Annotated in this window: 15 protein-coding genes; 4 read left to right on the forward strand and 11 right to left on the reverse strand. The window is 42.1% G+C overall.

The window, feature by feature from the left end:
• The first annotated feature begins 52 nt into the window (after window positions 1–52).
• Entirely contained in the window at window positions 53–2,743 is a 2,691-nt protein-coding gene (locus tag TOL2_RS15820; protein WP_014958329.1) for an SNF2-related protein, read from the forward strand.
• Between the two features lie 26 nt (window positions 2,744–2,769).
• On the opposite strand, the gene TOL2_RS15825 is transcribed toward TOL2_RS15820, so the two are convergent.
• The 5 genes from TOL2_RS15825 to TOL2_RS15845 form a co-directional block, all read right to left on the reverse strand.
• A complete protein-coding gene (locus tag TOL2_RS15825; protein WP_148278129.1) occupies window positions 2,770–3,618 on the reverse strand; it encodes a thiamine pyrophosphate-dependent enzyme in 849 nt (282 codons plus the stop codon).
• Window positions 3,618–5,378, reverse strand: a complete 1,761-nt coding sequence (locus TOL2_RS15830) for a 2-oxoacid:acceptor oxidoreductase subunit alpha (RefSeq protein ID WP_014958331.1) — start codon at window positions 5,376–5,378, stop codon at window positions 3,618–3,620. Before TOL2_RS15830 ends, TOL2_RS15825 begins: the two co-directional genes overlap by 1 nt.
• 30 nt (window positions 5,379–5,408) lie before the next feature.
• On the reverse strand, window positions 5,409–6,440 hold the full coding sequence (locus TOL2_RS15835) for an NAD(P)/FAD-dependent oxidoreductase (RefSeq protein WP_014958332.1): 1,032 nt from the start codon (window positions 6,438–6,440) through the stop codon (window positions 5,409–5,411).
• Between the two features lie 29 nt (window positions 6,441–6,469).
• Window positions 6,470–8,251 carry an FAD-dependent oxidoreductase gene (locus TOL2_RS15840; RefSeq protein ID WP_014958333.1) on the reverse strand — a complete coding sequence of 594 codons (1,782 nt, stop codon included), beginning with the start codon at window positions 8,249–8,251 and terminating at the stop codon, window positions 6,470–6,472.
• A 238-nt stretch (window positions 8,252–8,489) separates the two neighbouring features.
• A complete protein-coding gene (locus TOL2_RS15845; RefSeq protein ID WP_014958334.1) occupies window positions 8,490–9,038 on the reverse strand; it encodes a hypothetical protein in 549 nt (182 codons plus the stop codon).
• A gap of 415 nt (window positions 9,039–9,453) precedes the next feature.
• Here TOL2_RS15845 and TOL2_RS15850 point away from each other — a divergent pair, with 415 nt between their 5' ends.
• The 3 genes from TOL2_RS15850 to TOL2_RS15860 all read left to right on the forward strand — a co-directional run bounded on the left by TOL2_RS15850 (window position 9,454) and on the right by TOL2_RS15860 (window position 14,490).
• Entirely contained in the window at window positions 9,454–10,311 is an 858-nt protein-coding gene (locus TOL2_RS15850; RefSeq protein ID WP_014958335.1) for a YitT family protein, read from the forward strand.
• A 635-nt stretch (window positions 10,312–10,946) separates the two neighbouring features.
• On the forward strand, window positions 10,947–12,236 hold the full coding sequence (locus TOL2_RS15855; protein ID WP_014958336.1) for a PEP-CTERM sorting domain-containing protein: 1,290 nt from the start codon (window positions 10,947–10,949) through the stop codon (window positions 12,234–12,236).
• A gap of 160 nt (window positions 12,237–12,396) precedes the next feature.
• On the forward strand, window positions 12,397–14,490 hold the full coding sequence (locus TOL2_RS15860) for a tetratricopeptide repeat protein (protein ID WP_014958337.1): 2,094 nt from the start codon (window positions 12,397–12,399) through the stop codon (window positions 14,488–14,490).
• Window positions 14,491–14,538: 48 nt separating this feature from the next.
• Here the strand turns inward: TOL2_RS15860 and TOL2_RS15865 are convergent, their stop codons facing one another.
• The 6 genes from TOL2_RS15865 to larC all read right to left on the reverse strand — a co-directional run bounded on the left by TOL2_RS15865 (window position 14,539) and on the right by larC (window position 22,120).
• A complete protein-coding gene (locus TOL2_RS15865) occupies window positions 14,539–15,585 on the reverse strand; it encodes an ABC transporter permease (protein WP_014958338.1) in 1,047 nt (348 codons plus the stop codon).
• A complete protein-coding gene (locus tag TOL2_RS15870; RefSeq protein WP_014958339.1) occupies window positions 15,582–16,610 on the reverse strand; it encodes an ABC transporter permease subunit in 1,029 nt (342 codons plus the stop codon). The genes TOL2_RS15865 and TOL2_RS15870 overlap by 4 nt, the downstream gene beginning before the upstream one ends.
• Window positions 16,607–19,258 carry an alanine--tRNA ligase gene (gene alaS / locus TOL2_RS15875; RefSeq protein ID WP_014958340.1) on the reverse strand — a complete coding sequence of 884 codons (2,652 nt, stop codon included), beginning with the start codon at window positions 19,256–19,258 and terminating at the stop codon, window positions 16,607–16,609. Before alaS ends, TOL2_RS15870 begins: the two co-directional genes overlap by 4 nt.
• A gap of 26 nt (window positions 19,259–19,284) precedes the next feature.
• Window positions 19,285–20,322: a recombinase RecA gene (recA, locus tag TOL2_RS15880; RefSeq protein ID WP_014958341.1), complete on the reverse strand. Its 1,038-nt coding sequence runs from the start codon at window positions 20,320–20,322 to the stop codon at window positions 19,285–19,287.
• A gap of 11 nt (window positions 20,323–20,333) precedes the next feature.
• Window positions 20,334–20,804 carry a phosphatidylglycerophosphatase A family protein gene (locus TOL2_RS15885; protein WP_014958342.1) on the reverse strand — a complete coding sequence of 157 codons (471 nt, stop codon included), beginning with the start codon at window positions 20,802–20,804 and terminating at the stop codon, window positions 20,334–20,336.
• 107 nt (window positions 20,805–20,911) lie between these two features.
• Window positions 20,912–22,120 carry a nickel pincer cofactor biosynthesis protein LarC gene (larC, locus tag TOL2_RS15890; RefSeq protein WP_014958343.1) on the reverse strand — a complete coding sequence of 403 codons (1,209 nt, stop codon included), beginning with the start codon at window positions 22,118–22,120 and terminating at the stop codon, window positions 20,912–20,914.
• Window position 22,121 lies beyond the last annotated feature (1 nt).

A 22,121-nucleotide genomic window follows, 5' to 3' on the forward strand; every position in this document is an offset into this window, starting at 1 on the left:
TGAATCATGCATAACATGATCCTTTTTAAAAACAGCTACAGAAGATTATCCAATGCATCAATTCATTACAGGCCAGAGATGGATCAGCCAGGCAGAACCTGAGCTGGGTTTAGGAACCCTTATTAAGGTTAATGACAGAACAATATCCATTAGGTTTGATTCAAGTGACTGCACCCGGCAATATTCACTCCAATCCGCGCCCCTAAAGCGCGTTGTTTTCAAACCCGGAGATGAGATTCAATTAAAAGACAATAAAAAACTGATCGTCCAAACTCTGTCGGAATCAGAAGGGCTAATCTATTATTCAGGAAAAGAAACCATTGTTTGTGAAAAAGACCTGTGTGATACGATTTCATTTTCCATGCCCCAGGACCGGCTTTTTGCCGGGATCACAGATTCCAGCAAACTGTTTGATTTGAGGTACAGGCTGTTAAAGGCCAAAGCTGACTATGACGCATCCATGGTAAAAGGGTTTTTGGGTGGCCAGGTGGAACTGATCCCCCACCAGTTTTTCATTGCAGACAAGGTAACCACACGGTATATTCCAAGGGTTTTGCTCTCCGATGAAACAGGCCTGGGTAAAACCATCGAAGCATGCCTTATTCTCCATAAACTGCTCATAACCCACAGGGCGCAAAGGGTATTGATTGTTGTCCCGGAATCCCTGGTTCACCAATGGTTTATCGAATTGTACCGCAAATTCAACCTGTCTTTCATGATATTTGATGCAGACTGGTGCGAAAGCCTTGAACAGGAAAGCTCAAGAACAAATCCTTTTTTGAACCGGCAAATGGGTATTGTCAGCATAAATTTTCTTAAAAACAAAAAACGCCAGACACAAATCATTAAGGCGGGTTGGGACATGGTTGTCATTGACGAGGCCCACCATATTACGGACGATAAAAAAACCTATGAATTTATTCAAACACTTGCCAGAACAACATTCGGTTTGATGCTGCTGACAGCCACACCGGAACAGATGGGAATTAAAAATCATTTTCTTCATCTTCAACTGCTTGATCCGGAACGGTATTTTGATTTTAACACCTACCTTGATGAAACCAGCCAGTATAAAAAAACCATCCATACGGTCACACAATTGATAAAAAAAGAGAAAAATACGGATCACATTCTTGATTCCTATGGTCCCGGCAGGGTAATTTTTCGAAACAAAAGAGATGTGATCAAAGATTTTCCCAAACGAGTGGCCCATTTAAAACCCCTTGCGGCAACAATCTCTCAAATAAAGGCTGCAAACCGGGAATTTTTTGATACCAACGAGACCAAGGCTCATGTATTCTCGGATGACCCAAGAATATCCTGCCTGGTTGAATTGATAAAACAAAAAAAGAAGCTCCTGGTGATTTGCAGTTCTAAAGAGAAGGTAAACGCCATTGCAAAAGCTGTTGCAAACCATATTTTTGTTGATGTGGCCAAATTTGATGAAACCATGAGTCTTTTACAGCGGGACAGAAATGCTGCCTGGTTTTCCAGAAAAGACGGCGCAAGAATTCTTATCTGTTCTGAAATCGGCAGTGAGGGAAGAAATTTCCAGTTTGTGCATCACCTGTTCTTATTTGACCTGCCCCACAACCCGGAACTTTTAGAGCAGCGAATAGGAAGGGTTGACAGGATCGGCCAGAAAAGCGATATCCAAATTCATGTACCCTATATCCTTGGAAGTGTTTATGAAATCCTGGCACGATGGTATATGGACGGCTTGAACCTGTTTGCCGGAAACATCAACGGAAGTCATTTGATCTATGAAAAATTCAAACCAAATCTTTTCGACCTTTTCAGCCGCTCGGCAGAATCAGCTGCTGTTAAAGCATTTGTATTGGAAAAATTGATTGAAGAAACAAAGGCCTATTGCATCAAAGTGGACAAAAAACTTGCCCATGGTAAAAACATCCTGCTTGAAATGAATTCATTTAAACCGGAATCTGCTAAAAAAATCATTGACCATATCACCCGGACAGAAAAAAACAATGCTTTTGACGATCTTTTGACCATGGTTCTGGATCATTATGGCATTGAAATTGATTTTATTGACAAAACCATCTTCAAACTGAATTCAACCACCATGACGGACGAAAAATTCCCGGCACTGACAAGCCTTTCCAATGCAATGACATTTAACAGAAAAACAGCCATTGCCAGGGATGATATTGATTTTTTCTCCTGGGATCACCCTTTTGTCCAACAGACCTTTGAATATTTTATCACCAATGATACAGGTTCTTGTGCAACAGCTCTTTTAAACAGGCAGCAAGGTCCGGGGATTTTACTGGAAACAATTTTCATACTGGAATGTATTGCTCCCGGAAATTTGAACATGGAAAGATATTTAATGCCCCATCCCATTCGCATTATTGTGGATCATGAAGGCCGTGACACCAGTTTGGACAATAAATTTACAAGTCTTTCAAGCAAACTGAAAAAGGATCAAAGCACCTGGTTCATGGACATGGAACCGGTAAAGCAGGTACTGATCCCTTCCATGATTGAAAAAAGTGTTTCAATTGCCGAAAATCATTGTGAAAAGATGATAAAAAAAGGACAAAACCGGATAAAAGATATCCTTGGCAAAGAGATTACCCGGCTTATGCAATTACAAAAAATAAATCCCGATATAAGAACAGCGGAAATCAAACTTGCCCGGAACCGTATGGAATCTCTTTTAAAATATCTGGACACATCCCGGCTCAGGATGGATGCAGTAAGACTGATCCGCGTTCAATAGCCCGAAAATTTCGGGTTAATCATCACTTAATCATCACGGTTCAAGTGCCGCAGAATCTCCTGGTAATGGGGTCTTTGCTTGTCCTGGAAAAAGATCCCGCATCCATAAGGTTCATTTTCAGCAGCCCGCATGGCTGTCTCCATGTTCTTTTCCTCTATGCGGATATTTAAATCACAAACATTTTCTTTCAGATTCTTCCAGGTCCTGTTTTCCTTGTCAAATGTCACGCAGGGGGTCAAAATCTGGATAAAACTGAATCCCTGGTGCAGGATACCCTCTTTTATGATTTCCTTGAGCCCCTGGGGATTGCCAGCATATCCTCTTGCCACAAAAGATGCGCCATAGGCCAGAGCAAGCTTGATGGGATTAAGCGGCGTATCCGGATTTCCAACAGGATGGGAACTGGTCCTCATTTCATAGGGGGTTGTTGAAGACGACTGGCCTTTGGTCAGCCCGTAAATGGAATTGTCAAACAACAAAAAGGTGATGTTAATATTTTTCCGTGCCACATGTGGCAGGTGACCGCCACCGATTCCCAATGCATCTCCATCTCCTGCAACAGCAAATACGGTCAGATCTTCCCTGGCAAGCTTCAATCCCGTTGCCACGGGTATGGATCTGCCATGAAGGGTATGAAACCCGTAGGAGTTAATAAAAATCGGGGTTCTCCCGGAACATCCTATACCACTGACAGTTACAATATCTTCTTGTTTCAGTGCAAGTTCCCGGCAGGCCCTGTACAAGGCATCAACAATTCCAAAATACCCGCACCCCGGACACCAGGTCGGCAGATCCGGTGACCTGTATTGTAAAAAATCAACCTTTCTGACCATGTCTAATTTTTCATCCAAATATGCTGATCTGATCTGTTCCATTACATTTCCCTCATCTTTTGAAGAATATCCTCTGAAGCCATTGGACGGCCGGTAATAAAATTGAGTCTTTCAACAGGTCTTTTAATAATTTGAGTTGCAAACCCGGCAAACTGCCCTGAAAAATTCAATTCAGGTATGAGAATTTTTTTACATTTACCTGAAAATTCCAGCAATAGTTTTTCCGGAAACGGCGACAGCATCATGGAACTGAAAGCTGCGGCATTGATCCCTTCCTTTTGAGCAGACATGACCGCCTCGTGGGCAGCCCCGGCTGACGACCCCCAGGAGATCACTCCAATATCAAACTCATCCTTACCGTTTAGCGACATCTGGGGTTCAGGCGCTTCCGACAATACTGCATTGAATTTTTCAAACCGTTTTTGGGTCATCTTCAGGTGACCTGCCTGGCTGTAATCAGGCCTGCCATATTCATTGTGTTCAAGCCCGGTTGAAAAAAATATCCCTCCTGGCGTACCAGGAATTGCACGAGGTGAAATCCCGTTTTCAGTGATTTTGTACCTTTTATAGTCTTTAAGCGCCTCTTTATCCGGGGCAATATTTGCATCCAGGTATTTTTGAGGCGGTTTTTGGGGCCTGTCAATATTCTTGATACTGTTGGACAGAAAAAAATCAAGCAGCACCACCACAAGGGTCTGATATTTTTCAGCAAAATACAGCGCCAGGACAGTGGCATCATAACAGGACTTTGTATCCGTGGGTGCAAGGACAATCCTCGGGCAATCCCCTGTCCCGCCTGATACGGCAATATTAAAATCACTCTGCTCGGTCTTGGTCGGCATTCCTGTAGACGGGCCCGCCCTCTGAGAGTCAATAATAACAGCCGGCACTTCCGCCATAACCGACAATCCTGTAAACTCCGTCATCAGAGCAAACCCCGGCCCGGATGTGCCTGTCATGGCGCGTTTACCGCCAAACCCGGCACCAATGACAGCACCAATGGCACAAATCTCATCTTCCGTCTGCAGCAGGACACCCCCATGTTTTGGCAATTCTTTGCTCAAGATTTCCATAATTTTTGTGGCAGGAGTGATAGGATATCCCGCATAAAAACAGAGGTTGGCATCCAGCGCAGCCTGTGCCACCAGTTGATTGCCGTTGATAATGAGCTTTTCTTGTTGCTCTGGCAATCTTACATCTTCAAAAGAATAGGAATCAATTTTTTTAATATTCTCTTTTGTCCAGTCATATCCTTCCAGAAAAGAATTCACATTGGAATCAATCACAACCTGTTTCTTTTTTCCATAACGCGTTTTAATGGAATCGGTAAACCGGTCTTTATCCACACAAAAAAGGGCGGCAAGCGCCCCAAGAGCAACCATATTCATTCCCCTGGCATTTCCGGCTGCTTTATTGGCCAGCATATTCAAGGGAATACCATAGGAAACAATGCCGGGTTTTGCCCACCCCACCACACTCGTATCTTCCTCATGGGGTCTGGGCGGCTGGCTGTCAAATATCAAAACACCGGTTTGCTTTAACGAAGGCAGCTGGGATATGGAATGTTTGTCATTTAAGGAAATCAAAACATCGGCAAACTTTCCCGGAGAATAAATAGGGTCGGAACTGATCCGTGTATGGGCCACACATTTTCCAAACCCTCTTATTTCAGCAGGATACGAATCAAAAGACATGATCTCAAATCCCTGACCGCTCATAAACCTGCTCAATATTTCCCCGGCGGAAATGGTTCCTTCTCCTGCACTGCCGCAGATCTCAATAACTATATTAATATCTTTCATGAATTTATGATCCTTGTTTGCGCATTATCGTTATAGCTCATCATCAATATCTTCCCACCAGGTGGTCTTGATTTTTACGCCTTCCAAATCAAAATATTTTCTGCCTGTAGATTCGACAACCTTATGATCACCCAGAAGGTTCAAGGCTACGGTCTCTCCCTGGGCCACGGCATTGGGCCATCCAATGGAGACGGTATAGCTTTGAATGTCCCGGTTGTAAATCTGGGCACATGATCCGCATGCATAAATACCGTCAATATTTGTCCTTAAATATTCATCCACAAGAATACCGTGATCCGTATCAATCCCAGATCCTTTTGCGAAATCGATATTGGGGCTCAAACCGTTAAACGAGAACACCATATCAACATTTTTTTCAATCCCCTTTTGCGTCTTTACCCGGTATGATCCGTTTTGAGCATCAATTGTTGATATATCATCTTTCACAATAATATCTGAGGTATATTTTGAAAGGCTTCCAACGATCTGCTTCAGCATGGCATCGGTTAAATTATAAGGCCAGAATGCATTGGGATAGATCAGGACGGTTACGGTTTTTCCCATGTCAGTCAACATTCTTAAAAATTTAAACCCCACAAGATCACCGCCGAAAACAAAAAAATCCTTTGCTTTTTGAATTTTTTCTTTGTACTCAATCACGTCCGCATATGAGGTGACAAATTTCAAATGATCTGAATAACGGGACATGGACGGCAGAACCCTTGCCCGGCTTCCCGATGCAATGATGAGCCTGGAATAGCTGATTTTTTCCATGTGCTGCAAAAAAAGAGTTTTTGAATCCGGATCAATTCGTTCCACTGCCTGTCCACACCGAAGCCTGATATTTTTTTTCCGATAGGATTCCAGGGATGTTACCATGAGTTCTTCTTTGTTGATCTCACCGGCAATAAACCGGGTCAGCTTTGGTTTATAATAAAAAGCAATACACTCATCGGAAATAATTGTGATTCTGGCATCTTTATTATTTTCACGCAAAATTGCGGCAGCATGATTTCCTGCAGGTCCGTTTCCAATGATCACATAATGGTCTTTGAAAGGCATGATTTTCCCCCAAACTTAGGTATCAATTTTTATGTATCAATTTCAATGAGTTCAGTCTTTGTCACACTGATGCAATCCATGGGGCAGACAGCCACGCAATTGCCGCACCGGATACATTTATCATTGTCAATGGCTATGGAGACAACCTTGTTCCAATCCTTTGTTTCCAGGTATGTGCCATAAGTGCCATCTGCATTGATCGGTACATCTTTGATCATTTTAATACAGTCTTTGGGTGCCACATCAATGCATAACGAACAATAGATACAGACCAGCGGATCAATCTCATATTTCAAATTGCAAAGATAGCATCTTTTGGCTTCTTCACGGGCCTGATCATCCTTGTAACCTGTTTCCACCTCATTGGTGGATTGAGAAAATCTTTCTTGCATATCAAGGGTATTCATCCCGACCTTGCCGATAAAATCATATGATCTCGGCCTGTCTGTTGTTTCATGGTTCTCAAGCCTGACAACGGTCTGCTTTCTTTGTTCACCAATCAAATATTGATCAACAGCTCTTGCACATTTCCTGCCGCCTGCAATGGCTGAAATGACATCAGAAGAGCCGGTCACAAAATCGCCTGCTGCAAAGACTCCATCAATTGATGTGTTATGCCCCTTTTTATCCAGCCCGCCCAAATCGCGGGAAACCATATTCCCATCCGGGGTCTGACCCAATGCTGCAATAACACAATCTGCAGGAATTAAAAACCGGGAATTTTCTATGGGAACAGAAACTCGATAAGGCGGGGTATCGCTTGTTTCCATGCGGGTTCGTACAAATTCAACGGCAGTGACCTTATTATCGATCCCTATAATTTTTGAGGGCTGAACAAGACTGTAGGTCTTAATGCCTTCAAACTGTGCTTCATGTTTTTCAGTCTCATCAATCCGCATATATTCAATGGTTTTACGGATATTAATGCTGACATCGGTGCTGCCAAGCCGAAGGGCGGATCTTGCACAATCAACAGCGGTAAACCCGGCTCCGATAACCACCACCTTGTCTCCCACAAAGGGTGTTTGCCCTTCATTGACCGCTTTCATAAACTCAAGCCCGTTGTGAACATTTTCAAGTTCTTCACCCGGAATATCAAGTTTTCTCGGACTTACACATCCTGTTGTCACCACAACGGCATCAAAATCTTTTTTCAACTGATCCAAGGAGATATCAGTGCCGACAGCCGTATTTGTTTTTAATTCAACTCCCAGCCTGAGGATATTTTTGATTTCAAGCATGAGCAGATCCCGTGGCAGCCTGAATTCTGGAATCCCGTACATCAGCATACCACCTGGTTTTTCCATGCTTTCAAAGATCACCACCTTATGCCCCAGACCGGCAAGATCATGAGCGGCTGCCAGTCCTGCCGGACCAGAGCCGATAATGACAACTTTTTTATCTGTGGGTGCATAAAGCGCCTCAATAATCCTATGCGAGGCAGGTTTTAAGTCGGCACAGGATCGTTTTAAATGACAAATCCCCACACTTTGACCATTATCCGGTTCGCCATGGCGACAGGCTGATTCACAAGGCCTTGAGCAGATCCTTCCCAAAACACCAGGCAGGATATTGGCACTGCGGTTTATTTCATAGGCCCGGCCATATCGTTTTTCATAAATGCACCGGATATAGCCCGGAATATTTGTTTGGGCAGGACAGGCATCCTGACAGGGAATGCTCTTGGCGACCTGACCAAAATCCCTGACATCGGTTGAGTAAACAATCTGTTTTACAGACTGGGCGGAATAAATCTTATTTTTATCCTGAAAGAGTTTTTCTTCTTTGGAATAAAGATCTTTTTTTTTCAATATTTACCCCCTAATTCATAATAACTAAAAATTGGGATTAGAACAGCATGGCTTTATCATAATTAAGCAACATTAAAAAATTGATCTTTCACCATAAAAATTGGGTATCAAAATTAATGACTGACAGGCAATCGCAAAAAAAAAACGATACACGTTCAATTTAATGGAGAAACGAAAAAGAGTGTACCGTTTTCTACAAAGTCTGTCAAAAAAATTTTACCGATCCAAACACGTTGATTTATGCTGTAAAGGAACGGCTGAAAAGATCTTCAATCGCTTTTTCACCTTCTTTGGAAAGATTTCTGGTTCCTGTACCACAAAAAGTTTTATGTGAAATCACAGGTTCATCCGCTACCCATTCATCCCCTTTCCATGTGTACCACCCATTTTTTCCCTGATCAAAAACACTGACAGGTCTGTTAAAAAATTTGGCAAGTTCAACCCCCCAGCCGGTTCCGCCTTTAACTGTTTTATCAGATTGAATCCAACCGACTGCAACCACCTGATACCCTTTGTTAACCATATGAAAGATAACCTGAAAAACTTTTCTGATCTTATCCGCCCGTGAATATCGCCTTCCCATTCGCGCAGAAACGATTTCCATGCTGATATTGCCTTTTTTCAGTTCCTCTTCGCTCAGCAGTGTAATGTTTTTATCCCGCGAGGGTCTGTGACCTTCAAATGAAAAATTAATTTCATTGATGCCATATTTTTCCGCGCATTTACCAAAAGTTTCTTCTGCACCTTTCAGTCCGCCACTGTAGATACTGCATTCGTTATTGTTCATTTTATGATTTCTCCTCATTTTAACGTTCTGTTAACATAAATTTAGATTTTCCTTACAAACTGCTACGGGCAGACCTGGTCTTTCGCTCAAATTTACCCACAACAAAACAGGAAAGTCACTGTTTGGATTTTTGAAGACTTTCATATAAAAAAATATTTTGTCTTCCCGTGTTGTAACACGGCAACAATTGAACCTCATCTTAAATACAAGCTTTTGTCTCAAAGAAATATTTTACGGTTTACCGGATGCAAGCTCTGTTTTTTTTGAACAGGCGAAAGTAAATAAGCGAATTTGAAAATTTATGCAAGTGTTTTTTTAAAAAGAATAAAACCAGGTTGTCTGACCCCAAAAAAAACATTGCTTTTTCATCCATTTAATAATAATAGAAGCATTTTCAAAAAATTAGGACAATCACATGAAATTACAAAACTTAACCTATTTGATCCCCTGGAATCTTTTTTTAATCACACTGGGAAGTATTATCTTTGGTATCGGACTCAAAGCCGTTGTGATTCCAAATCAAATGATTACCGGCGGATTTTCAGGTGCAGGAATTTTACTTTTTTATTACACCAATTTTTTAACACCCGGCACCTGGTATTTGATTTTAAATATCCCTGTATTTATTCTCGGATGGCTGTTTATCAGCAGGCGATTTTTATTGTACAGTCTCTACGGAACAATTGTACTGACCCTTGTCATTGATTTAATCCAGATTGAGTTTCCCATCAAGGATCTTGTGCTTGCCGTATTAGCGGGCGGAACGCTAACCGGCGCAGGTTCCGGCATTATCTTTCGCTCCCTTGGATCTGCCGGCGGCAACGATATTATCTCCGTTATTTTAAACCAGAAATATGCCGTCCGTATCGGGACATACAATTTTGTTTTTAATTTTGTTTTATTCCTTTTTTCCTTTGGTAAAATGGATACAAATCTGATTTTATACTCCATGGCCATGAGTTATATCTCCTCCCAGGTGATTGAATATTTCATGACCCTGTTTAACCAGAGAAAAATGATTTTTATTGTTTCAAACAATCCCAGACAAATCTCACATGAAATAATGAACAAACTCAAACGGGGAGTAACTTTTATAAAAGGAGAAGGAGCCCACTCAGGACTGGAAAAAGATATCATCCTGACGGTTGTCAATACGTTTCAGATCAAACGAATTGAAGAAATTGCCTTTGCAATTGATCCGGATGCGTTCTTGATTACGGAAAACACCTTTAATGTTCTTGGAAAAGGATTTTCCAAACGTAAGGTTTATTAATAAGGAATAAAACAAAGCTTATTACAATTTGTGAGCCATCTACCAGGTATTAATTGTGATAAGACTCTTCGAATTTAACGTTTACGGACGCAATTGCCTATAAGTACCAGAGCATAAATAATTCCAAAAAATATGAAAGACACCAAATCATCTAAAAAAATATCGGATTAATTTTGGCCTGGTACTTATTCAGACTATTATTACGCTAAACCCTGTTCGCTTTATTTAATACGTCTATGTAAAAATTTTACTATTTTTATGTATTTTTTTTCACATTAAACCAGGTTGCCCATCACACCACACCCATAAAATCGAAGACAGCCAATGATATCAAGTTTTTATAGCAATACGATTAATTGGCACGTAAATTGCTTAAATATTATATAAACAGCTACTTTTCTGCCTGTATCCCTCTATTATGTTTCCACCATATCCCCCTCATATTCGAAATCAAATTTTTATCTGTTGCAATTAAATAGTTCTGTACTTTTTTTAATAAAAATTTTTTATGAATTATTTTTCATGACGAAAGGAGGTGAATAAAACTTTATGAGGCAATGTTACAAGGATATTGATTTCATAATATCCATCTCACAAACTTAAATTATATTTATATACTGAAAAAAGGAAGAAATATGAAAAAATTTTTATTAATACTTTTAGTTACTTTGCTGCTGCCATCCATTTTAATGGCAGCAACAGAAGCTGAAAAAAGGACAGCTATCGACAATGGTTTAGCCTATCTCGCTACAACCCAAAACGCCAATGGTTCATTCGACGGTGGAGGATTAGACTATTTGATATCCCAGACCGGATCAGCTCTTCTTGCCTTTTTGGAGGAAAAAGACAACTGGGGCACAAATGCAGCCGCATATCAGACGGTAGTGGACAAAGGCCTGAGCTATCTTCTGGAAAATGCCAATGTGGTTGGTATCACTCCACAAACGCACGGTAATCCGGACGGTGACGGCAACGGAGTGGGTGTAAAGTTTTATCCGGGTGTAATTAATAGTCGTGACACCTATGTCACAGGGCTCGTGCTTCCGGCCATCGCCTCTTCCGGGACGCCGGATGCACTGGTAACAACAGGACCATTGGCCGGCAGGACCGACGGAACCGGTGCAGGCGGTGCATGGACATATAAAGACGTGGTACAGAACACCATTGACTACTTTTCCTTTGGTCAAACTGAAAACGCCGGCACTATGGATGGAGGATGGAGATACTATGCCAATTATGGCAACTCCGATCAATCCACCACCCAGTGGCCGGTTATATCATCTCTATACGCCTCCAAGATGGGCGTCTCCACCCCCGGCTTCGTGGGAACCGAACTGGACAAATGGATCAACAATATCCAGTATCCTGATGGAGGAGCTGGATATTATCCTACCGATTACGGCACCCGCTATGGCGAGATGAACGAGACCGGCGCACTGCTCATCGAACAGGCTTTCCGGGGTTTGGGTGTTGGCAATGCAAATGTTGATGCAGCGTTAGCTTACATCAACAGTGGTTGGCTATGGTCATTAGGCTCAGGCGGCAGCTATGACGGGAATTTTGGACATCCATATGCCATGTGGGCCATTTACAAAGGCCTTGATTTGACCATCGGCCGTGATGACATGACCACCATCACCAATCTCCATGGCGATCCAGGCGATGTGGACAACCCGTCCCACGGGTGGAACTGGTGGGAAGATTATTGCGAAAGCCTTGTTAGCAGCCAAGCCGCTAATGGTAGTTGGGCAGGCTATTCCTCTTGGGGGACGGGTCTGGCGACCCCTTGGTTCATCAATATCCTTGCAGGCACTACAATTCCAGATGGCAATGGGGAAAATATAATCCCAGAACCTGCAACCATGCTCCTTTTTGGACTTGGACTGCTGGGAATAGCCGGAATTTCAAGAAGAAAAAAGAACTAACTTTATCCGATTATTCACACAGGGAAAGCAGGCGATTTTCTGCCTGCTTTCCCTGTAGTTCCTGTTGTATCGATTTTTATTAATATTATAAAAAGCTCAACTCCAGATAACATAGGTTCTAAATAGCTGCTATAACTCACCATCTTTGAAAGGAATTAAAATGTTTCTGATAAGAAAAAAAACTTTTTTCATCTTAATTGTATTAATCTTTTATTCAGTTCCATGTTCGGGTGTCCAAATAGTTAATGACAGCATTGTTCAACCTGATTCATTCTCAACAGATGATTTTTCAACCCTGGAACCACATATTGATTCCAACACCCTTGCCATTACGATTGCCGTTGAACGGCTTAGGCAGGGACGGCTTAAACAAGCATTTGAGTATGCCCAAGCCACCCTTTCCCAAAACCCTGAAAACATTTCCGGTCATGGAATTGCCGGGGTTGTTCTTGCACTTAAAGGGCAGAAGGAACAGGCCCGAAAAAAATTAAAGTTTTTTAAAAATCATAAGCAGGAAATCTTTTTTCCTGAATTGATCAACGCCATTATAAATGCCCAGGAAGGGAATCTTAAAAAAGCAGAAAAACACCTGGCAGCCAGTTTGAAAAAGCAGCCTGAGCATCCGGTTGCCTTATATTACAAGGGCAGCCTGTTTCTTACAAAAAAACAGTATAAATCCGCTATCACAATATTTGAAAAGGTTATCCGATTTCAGCCTGAATTTGTTCCTGCCCTGGAAGGACTTGGCAGGGCTTTTCTGATGCTAAAAGACGTTGAACAGGCAATAGTATATTATGAAAAAGCTGTTACGCTTGAGCCTGAAAATTTGCTCTATCGAAGGCAGCTTCTAACCATTTATCAGAAAACCGACAAAAAAGAGCTTGCCAACAAACAGATCAGGGAGATGCTCTATTACACGCCCGGTGTCAAGCAGGGATATCTTAAAAAAGGCAGACAGCTTTTGGTTATGGGTGCTTATGAAGAGACTGCAACCCTTATGGATAAAATTTTAAATATTTACAAAGATGTCCCGCTTGCCTTTTACATAAAGGCTGCTGCTCACAGCAACTTGAACCAAACCGAGAAAGCGGTTAACAACATTAACAACTTCCTTGACGCCCAACAAAACTCAGCCATGACACACCATTATGCAGGCATGTGTTACATGGTACTCAAACAGTACAAAAAAGCCGAAGACCAATTTATAAAAGCGATATCTATAAATCCTAATATGGGAAAAAGCTTTGTGCCCATGATAATTATTGAGCAGCTTAACGGCAATTTCATAAGGGCTTTAGAAGGATTAAGCCTGGCAGAAAAAGGCGGAGAACCCGCTAATCTTATTGATTTTCTTTCTGCCCATATTTTTTTACAGCGAAAAAACGATCCAGCCTTTTTCCAGAAAATGGAAACCGGGGTCAAACTGATCCCAGGGCTGAGACAGAGCAACACTCTATCACTGCCGAATAATAAAAATAGAGATTTTTTTGCAGAAAATCGAAACTTGATGGTACTTTTTTTCTATAACGGCTGGTATGGTAAAACATTAAAAACAAGTCAGGCCCTGCTTGAAAAAAATCCACAGGATCGATTTGCCCTTTATTACAAGGCCTTATGCGAAACTGCACAAAATACAAACATGGATGGTATCAGTTCATTTAATGCATTGCTTAAATTGGAAAAAAACCTATATTCAGCGCATATGGGGCTTGGGCAACTTTATTTAAAAACATTTGACCTGAAAAATGCTGAGAATGCCTTTAAAAAAGTTATTGATATCAATCCATCCTATGGCCCTGCTTATGCTGCTCTGGGAGATACTTTCCAAATGGATGACAACAATGAAAAAGCCATAGAAAATTATCAAAAAGCCATAGAAATAAATCCACAAATCTTGAGTGTCTATCCAAAGCTAATCATCCTCTTGTCAGAAAAAAAAGAAACTATATCTCAAGCAGCACGATATTCTGAAAAACTTAAAACATTTTCTCCAAAAGATCCGTATTCAATAGATGCAATCGGTTGGATCAGCCTGAATCTTAAAAAAACAAAAAAAGGATTTGAACTGATTCAAAAAGCCCACAAGTTATTGCCTAATGATCCAATAATCCTTTATCATCTTGGGATTGCATATTATCAGTCAAAAAATTTAAAGGCCGCTGAAAAATATTTACAAGCTTCAATTGAACGTTCAAATAACTTTCCAGGATACAATCTTGCCATGAACGTTCTGAAAAAAATAAAGTCAGATTAAAAGAATTTTTATATTCGAATATTTAGTATTGGCCCGGATCAAAAACAACTATTCATAAAAGGTGTGCAGTTTCGGGTCAAAGGCCTCTCTTATGCCTTCACCGATAAAGGTGACGGTCATCAGGGTGACCACAAGGGCAGCCACCACAGAAGAGACAATCCACCAGGCATCCATGTTCTGCCAGCCCTGTGAAAGCAATTCCCCCCAGGAAGGTGTAGGAGCCGGCAGGCCGAATCCCAGGTAATCCAGGGATGTTAAAGAGACGATCCCCCCTGAAATGGCAAAAGGCGCATAGGTCACTATAACGGATATGGTATTGGGGATGATATGCTTGAATATGATTCTGGCGTGGGATGCTCCAAGGGAACGGACAGCCAGGATATATTCTTTTTCTTTTTCTTTATATGTAATGGTTCTCATGACCCAGGTAATGCCGATCCACCCGAAAAAGGCCATGATCAAAACCAATATCATAAAACTGGGGATCACAACCGAAGCAATGATGATGATCACATATAAAAACGGAATATTATTCCAGATTTCAATTATCCGCTGAAAAATCAAATCAAATTTACCACCGAAATACCCCATGGAACAGCCAATGGTAATGCCGATTGTATAGTTCATGATCAAAAGAACAACAGAAAAAACAATGGCCGTCCGAAATCCGTATACCAGCCGTGCCAGGATATCCCTGCCCACATTGTCGGTCCCAAAAAAATGCCGTTCCTTAAATGAGGGGGCAAACGGCGGATAAGAGTTTTGCTTAAGATCATTCTCATACGGGTTATAGGGAACCGGGGGCAGGATCACAAAATCAGATGATGCCTGAGCTTGACACTTTTTTTTAAGATCCCGGTAATTGGTTTCATACTCATATCCCAAATCAAATTCAGACCCAGGGATCATTTGTGTATAGGTTGGAAAATAAAATCTGCCGTCATAATATACCAGCAACGCCTTTGAGTTGATAAACACCTCGGCAAAAAAAGAGATGAACATCATGACCAGAAGAATAACAAATGACCAGAATCCCCTTTTAATGGATCGAAACCGCTTGATCTTTTTGATGGTAACAGGATTCAAGGATATCATTTAAACCTCACCCTGGGATCAACAAAGGCAACACAAATATCGGATAAAATATTGCCGATCATGAACAAGACAGAAGAGATCACAAGAATTCCCATGACCACAGGATAATCCCGGTCAAGAATGGATTCATATCCTAAAAGCCCCATCCCATTGATATTAAAAACTTTTTCAATTAAAAATGATCCCATTAAAATAATGGAGATATTGTTTCCAAAGCTTGTGGCTATGGGGATCAGGCTGTTTTGCAGGGCATGGTTGAGTACGGCTTTTTTAAAAGAAAGTCCCTTGGCTATGGCGGTCCTGACATAATCGGAAGACAAAGAGTCCATCAGGGTGTTTTTCATCAACAGCGTCATCACGGTAAAAGAACCGATAACATAGGAAAAAAGCGGAAGAATGGTATGCCAGGCAATATCCATCATTTTTTCAATTGGACTCATCTCCTCAAACAGTTCGGACACAAGCCCGCCCAAAGGGAAGACATCATAATTGGATGCAAACAGAACCAGCATAAGTACGCCTGCCACCCAGCCGGGAATTGCATACCCCATGAAAATAATGATGGACGTGATGTTATCAAAACCGGTTTTATGGCGGACGGCCTTTGCCATGCCAAGTGGGATGCAGACCCCGTAAATCATGATCAAACTTAAAATACCAAAATAAAGGGAGATGGGAATGCGTTCTTTGATCATGTCCCAGACCGGGTCATAATATCGTGTGGATTGCCCAAGATCCGCTCTTAACACCTTTGCAAGCCAGATAAAATAACTGGTTAAAACGGGTTTATCAAACCCGTAATACTCTTTTAACTTTTGAATCTGTTCTTCGGAAAGAGGCTGTCCATTGTCCGGGCCGGATGTTGTAGATGATCCGCCCTGGCCCGTCTGCATGGCCCTTGCATCGGAAATGATCCGTTCAATGGGACCGCCGGGCACAAAACGGGTGATGGTAAAAACCATGATGGTGATACCGATAAAAGTCGGTATCACCAGCAACAATCGCCTTATAAAATATGCGGTCATGACATTGTTTGATAAACCGATTCCAGTGCCTTGTCCAGGTTTTCAGGTTTTGTGCCACCGGCCTGGGCCATATCTGGCCTGCCCCCGCCTCCGCCACCGACTATTTTTGCAGCTGTTTTTACAATATCACCGGCTTTGAACTTTTTTGTCAAATCGTTTGTGACAACACTTATCAACAAGGCTTTTCCATTGGATTGGGCACCCAGAAGGATTACCCCGGAGCCGATTTTGTTCTTGAATTTATCTGCCAGGTCCCTTAACTGGGAAGGATTTTCAATCTCCACCCGCTTTGAAATCACTTTGACCCCGTTGATTTCCCGGATGGCATCATCCATATTTTCAACAGACTTTGATGCCATTTTTGCTTTCAAGGATTCCAGTTCTTTTTCAAGGTTTTTCTTATCCTTGACCAGAGCCTCAACCTTTGAAACCAAATCCTCTTTAGCACCTTTTAACAGACCGGCTGCAGATTCAATAAGGCCTTGCTCTTTATGAATATAATCCAGCGCTGTCTGACCTGTTGCAGCCTCGATTCTTCTTACACCAGATGCGATTCCGCCTTCGGACAAAATTTTAAACAGCCCGATATCACCGGATTGTTTTGTATGGGTTCCCCCGCAAAGCTCCCGGGAAAAATCCCCCTGAGACACTACCCGTACAACATCTCCGTATTTTTCTTCAAACAATGCAGTGGCACCTTCTTTAACCGCATCATCCATGTTCATCTCTTTGGTTTGAACGGGACAATTTTCACGAATCCTTTGATTGACCTCATTTTCAATGGCCAAAAGGTCTTGTGTGGAAATAGATGAAAAATGGGTAAAATCAAATCTTAACCGGGTATCTGTTACAAGTGAACCCGATTGTTTGACATGTTCTCCCAGAACCTTTCTCAAGGCGGAATGAAGGATATGGGTTGCTGTATGATTCGCAGCCGTGTTCTGTCTTTTCACGGCGTCCACGGTAAGGCTGAATAGATCCCCTTTTTTTGCCGAACCTTTTTTGACCATCCCTTTGTGGATAAAAAGCCCGCTGGGATCTTTGACCGTATCCGTAATCCTGATGACACAATTTTCATTTTCAAATATTCCGGCATCACCTGCCTGTCCGCCTGATTCCGCATAAAAAACAGTGGAAGCGGTTACAATTTCTATGGAATCACCCGGCGTTGCCGCCTCAATCTCTTTATCGTCTTTTACAAGGATAAGAACTTCGGATGTTCCAACAATCTTGTCATAACCTTGAAAATCGGTTTTCACTCCTTGTGATGTCAAAGCTTTATAGGCATCGCCAACCCCTGTGAACTTTTTAGTGGACCTGGATCTTGCCTTTTGTTCTGCCATTGCCCGGTCAAACCCATCCATATCAAGATTGATCTGCATATCCTTGACATGATCTTCAATAATATCAACGGGAAATCCAAAGGTATCATAAAGTTTAAAAATCACTTCCCCGGAGATGGTGGAATGATTGTTTGATTTTATATCGCCTGATTTAATATCACCCGATTTAATATCTTCCAGAGTGGCTTCCAGCAATTTCATGCCGGTATCAAGGGTTTCAAGAAATTTTTCTTCTTCATTTTTCACCACGTTCAAGATAAATGCAGAAGACTCTTTCAGTTCTGGATAGGCCTGGTCCATAATTTTAAAAACCGTCTGTACGGTCTCGTGCATGAAAGGCTTGACAAGCCCGATACTCCTTCCGTACCGGATGGCCCGCCTCATGATTCGGCGCAGCACATATCCCCGGCCTTCATTGGAGGGCAGCACCCCGTCACTGATCAAAAACGCGGTGGCCCGGGAATGATCGGCAATAACTTTCATGGCCACTTCAACCTGGTCTGATTCATGCCTTTTTTTATTGGAAAGTTCCCCGACTTTTTCCATGATGGGAACAAACAAATCAGTGTCATAATTTGTTGGAACTCCCTGAAGAACGGAAATTACCCGTTCCAGTCCCAGGCCAGTATCAATACTTGGTTTGGGCAATGGGGTCATATTGCCCTGTTCATCTCGTTCAAACTGCATGAAGACAAGGTTCCACAACTCAAGCCATCGGTCACAGTCACACCCCACGGCACACTCTTTAGCACCACACCCGAATGCCTCTCCCCTGTCAATATGAATTTCACTGCAAGGCCCGCAAGGCCCGGTATCTCCCATGCTCCAGAAATTATCCGCTTCCCCAAGCCTTACGATTCTTTCTTCCGGTACGCCCACCTGGTCCCGCCAGATGCCATATGCCTCATCATCTTCATGAAACACGGAAACCCATAATTTTTCTTTGTCAAATCCATACCCGTTGGTGAGCAGGTCCCAGCCGAAATCAATGGCTTTTTCCTTGAAATAATCACCAAAGGAAAAATTACCCAGCATTTCAAAAAAGGTATGATGCCTTGCCGTATAACCGACGTTTTCAAGATCATTATGCTTACCACCGGCCCTGACACATTTCTGGGCAGTTACCGCAGTTGAATATTCCCTTTTTTCATCTCCTGTGAACACTCGTTTGAACTGAACCATTCCTGCATTCACAAATAAAAGGGTGGGATCATCCTGTGGTACAAGGGAGGAAGACCTTACATATTGATGATTGTGTTTTTTAAAATAGTCTATAAAAATCTTTCTGGCATCATTGCCTGTCATGTTACAACTCCTAATTCACTGATATGTTACGCTTTGACTTCTTTGTCCTGGTTTTCTTTTACGGCAGGCTCTGAAAGCCCAAGCTTCTCACGAACCTTTTGCTCAATTTTTTCAAATATATCCGGGTTATCGATCAAAAAAAGTTTTACATTCTCTCTTCCCTGGCCGATTCGTTCGCCTTCAAACGAATACCATGATCCGCTCTTGTCCACAATTTCAAGTTGAACCCCCATATCCAGCAGGTCCCCGGTTCTTGAAATGCCCTCGCCATACATGAGATCAAACTCAATATCTTTAAAAGGAGGCGCCAGTTTGTTTTTCACGACTTTAACTTTGGTTCGGTTCCCAATGATTTCCTGGCCGTCTTTAATCGGAGCCGCCCTTCTGATTTCAAGGCGCATGGATGCATAAAACTTCAAGGCGTTCCCACCGGTTGTGGTTTCGGGATTGCCATAGACCACACCGATTTTCATCCTGATCTGGTTGATAAATATAAGGGTAGTATTGGTTTTACCGATGGTCCCGGTAAGCTTTCGCAAGGCCTGGGACATCAGCCTTGCCTGCAGTCCCATATGAGAATCTCCCATATCCCCTTCAATTTCAGACCGGGGAACAAGCGCGGCTACAGAGTCCACGACCATGATATCAACCCCGCCGCTTCTGACCAGCATATCAGCTATTTCAAGAGCCTGTTCCCCTGTATCGGGCTGGGATATCAGCAGTTCGTCGCAATCCACCCCCAGCCGTTTGGCATATGCCACATCCAGGGCATGTTCGGCATCTATAAAGGCGGCAATCCCGCCGCACTTTTGTGCCTGGGCAACAGCATGAAGAGCCAGGGTAGTCTTTCCGGATGATTCAGGACCGTAAATTTCAATCACCCTGCCCCTGGGATATCCGCCGACCCCAAGGGCTTTATCCAGAGCCAGGGAGCCTGTTCGTATGACCGGAACGGCTTCAATGGCCCGACCGCCCAGTTTCATGATAGATCCTTTGCCAAACTGACGTTCAATCTGGCTCATTGCCGTTTTTATGGCTTTATCCTTTTCCGAATTTATTCCCATCCCTTTTTCTCCTAAAATATACCCGATAAATATAGAATTCTTAAAACAATTGCAGAAAAAACACCTGCCATAATATCGTCCAACACCACTCCTGCTCCCCCTGAAAAATTATTTTCAAAATATTTAACAGGTCCGAATTTCACAATATCAAAAAAACGGAATATAAAAAAACCGGCTGCAAGCGTAGAAACAGAAATATGAGACGGAACTATTGACAAGGTCACTACATACCCTGCAATCTCATCAATAACAATACAGCCAGGATCTTTCTTTCCCAGTATTTTTTCAGCCTGATCCGCAACATAAATGGCACCAAGGATAACACTCACGATATAAAAACCATAAAATGATGGTGAAATGATTAAAAAAACCAGAGCAAAAGGAACCGCCGCAAGAGTGCCGAATGTACCTGGTGCAAAAGGGATTTTACCGGTAAAAAATCCTGTGGCAAAAAACATTATTATTTTATTATTTAAAATCATCTGGCAGTTCTATATTCTGCATCATCCCCTGTCAAGAAAATTGGATCAAGAAAATCAGGTCAAGTGAATTGAATCATAAGGAATCTGATCAAAAATTTTGTATCAATTTATATCAAGGGGGCGTTGTCTAAAAGAGAGTTGACATCACATAAAACTTGGTTATACACATCTTTGAGCGGTATCTTTTTTTTCTTTGCCACCTTTTTTGCAGCCTCATATTCCGGAACAAACCTGATACTTTTGTCAGGATTGGTTATCTTTTTCACCTGCATTTTTCCAAACAAGGTATCAATAACAGCTGTTTCCCTTAAGAGAAAGGATCTTTCACATTCATGATATCTCACGCCGATTGATGTGGTCTGGGCAAGTATAAGGCGAACAATATGATCAAGATTTTCTTTACGGCACATCACCTCAATCTGGGTCCCCGGCCTGTTTTTCTTCATCTGAACCGGAACATAACAGACATCCAGTGCCTGATTTTCAAACAAAGTCTCCATCAAAAATCCTGAAACCTCGGGACTCATGTCATCCACATTGGTTTTTATCACATAAATGGTTTCTTTTTGAATGTTTGTATTCTCCTGTTTCTGATCTTTTCTCTCTTTGCCCAATACAATGCGCAGCAAATTGGGAAGAGTTGAGCCGGTATCTCTTTTGCCCGAGCCATAACCGACCTGTTTGACGATCATTTCCGGCATACCTCCGAATGAAGCTGCAAGAGTGCAAATAATAGCTGCTCCTGTGGGGGTTACAATTTCCGTCTTTGCATCGGACGGTTTTACTGGAATATCTTTTAAAATGGCTATGGTTGCCGGAACCGGAACCGGTATCTTTCCATGTGAACAGGTTACAAATCCTGACCCTAACGGAATACAAGAGGCATAGACCTGTTTGATACCCAGATATTCCACGCACAAAAAAGAGCCGAGAATATCAACAATGGAATCAATGCCGCCGATCTCATGAAAATGAACCGTTTCAATATCTTTGCCATGAATGGCAGACTCGGCCTCTGCTATTTTTTTAAAGGCCAAAAGGCTGTTCATTTTTACTGTTTCAGACAGCGAACAGGTTTCAATCAAGGTTTTAATATCTTTGTAGTTCCTTGATGATGCGTCTTTTTCAATGACATCAACCACAATGTCCATTGCTTTTAAGTGGTGTTTATAGACAATACTTGTCTTTAATTCAAAGCCGTTTAAAACTCCGGATAATTTTTCGTTCAACCAGTCAACTGGTACGCCAAGATCCAGGAACGCTCCAAGAGTCATATCCCCGCTTATACCGGAAAACATATCAAAATAAGCAATCATC

It is taken from the genome of Desulfobacula toluolica Tol2 (assembly GCF_000307105.1).
In the GTDB taxonomy this organism is placed as follows: domain Bacteria; phylum Desulfobacterota; class Desulfobacteria; order Desulfobacterales; family Desulfobacteraceae; genus Desulfobacula; species Desulfobacula toluolica.

Coding starts and splice junctions, on each gene's coding strand:
- TOL2_RS15820 (WP_014958329.1), top strand. CDS start 53: ATGCATCAATTCATTACAGGCCAGAGATGGATCAGCCAGGCAGAACCT.
- TOL2_RS15825 (WP_148278129.1), bottom strand. CDS start 3,618: ATGGAACAGATCAGATCAGCATATTTGGATGAAAAATTAGACATGGTC.
- TOL2_RS15830 (WP_014958331.1), bottom strand. CDS start 5,378: ATGAAAGATATTAATATAGTTATTGAGATCTGCGGCAGTGCAGGAGAA.
- TOL2_RS15835 (WP_014958332.1), bottom strand. CDS start 6,440: ATGCCTTTCAAAGACCATTATGTGATCATTGGAAACGGACCTGCAGGA.
- TOL2_RS15845 (WP_014958334.1), bottom strand. CDS start 9,038: ATGAACAATAACGAATGCAGTATCTACAGTGGCGGACTGAAAGGTGCA.
- TOL2_RS15850 (WP_014958335.1), top strand. CDS start 9,454: ATGAAATTACAAAACTTAACCTATTTGATCCCCTGGAATCTTTTTTTA.
- TOL2_RS15855 (WP_014958336.1), top strand. CDS start 10,947: ATGAAAAAATTTTTATTAATACTTTTAGTTACTTTGCTGCTGCCATCC.
- TOL2_RS15860 (WP_014958337.1), top strand. CDS start 12,397: ATGTTTCTGATAAGAAAAAAAACTTTTTTCATCTTAATTGTATTAATC.
- TOL2_RS15865 (WP_014958338.1), bottom strand. CDS start 15,585: ATGATATCCTTGAATCCTGTTACCATCAAAAAGATCAAGCGGTTTCGA.
- TOL2_RS15870 (WP_014958339.1), bottom strand. CDS start 16,610: ATGACCGCATATTTTATAAGGCGATTGTTGCTGGTGATACCGACTTTT.
- alaS (WP_014958340.1), bottom strand. CDS start 19,258: ATGACAGGCAATGATGCCAGAAAGATTTTTATAGACTATTTTAAAAAA.
- recA (WP_014958341.1), bottom strand. CDS start 20,322: ATGGGAATAAATTCGGAAAAGGATAAAGCCATAAAAACGGCAATGAGC.
- TOL2_RS15885 (WP_014958342.1), bottom strand. CDS start 20,804: ATGATTTTAAATAATAAAATAATAATGTTTTTTGCCACAGGATTTTTT.
- larC (WP_014958343.1), bottom strand. CDS start 22,120: ATGATTGCTTATTTTGATATGTTTTCCGGTATAAGCGGGGATATGACT.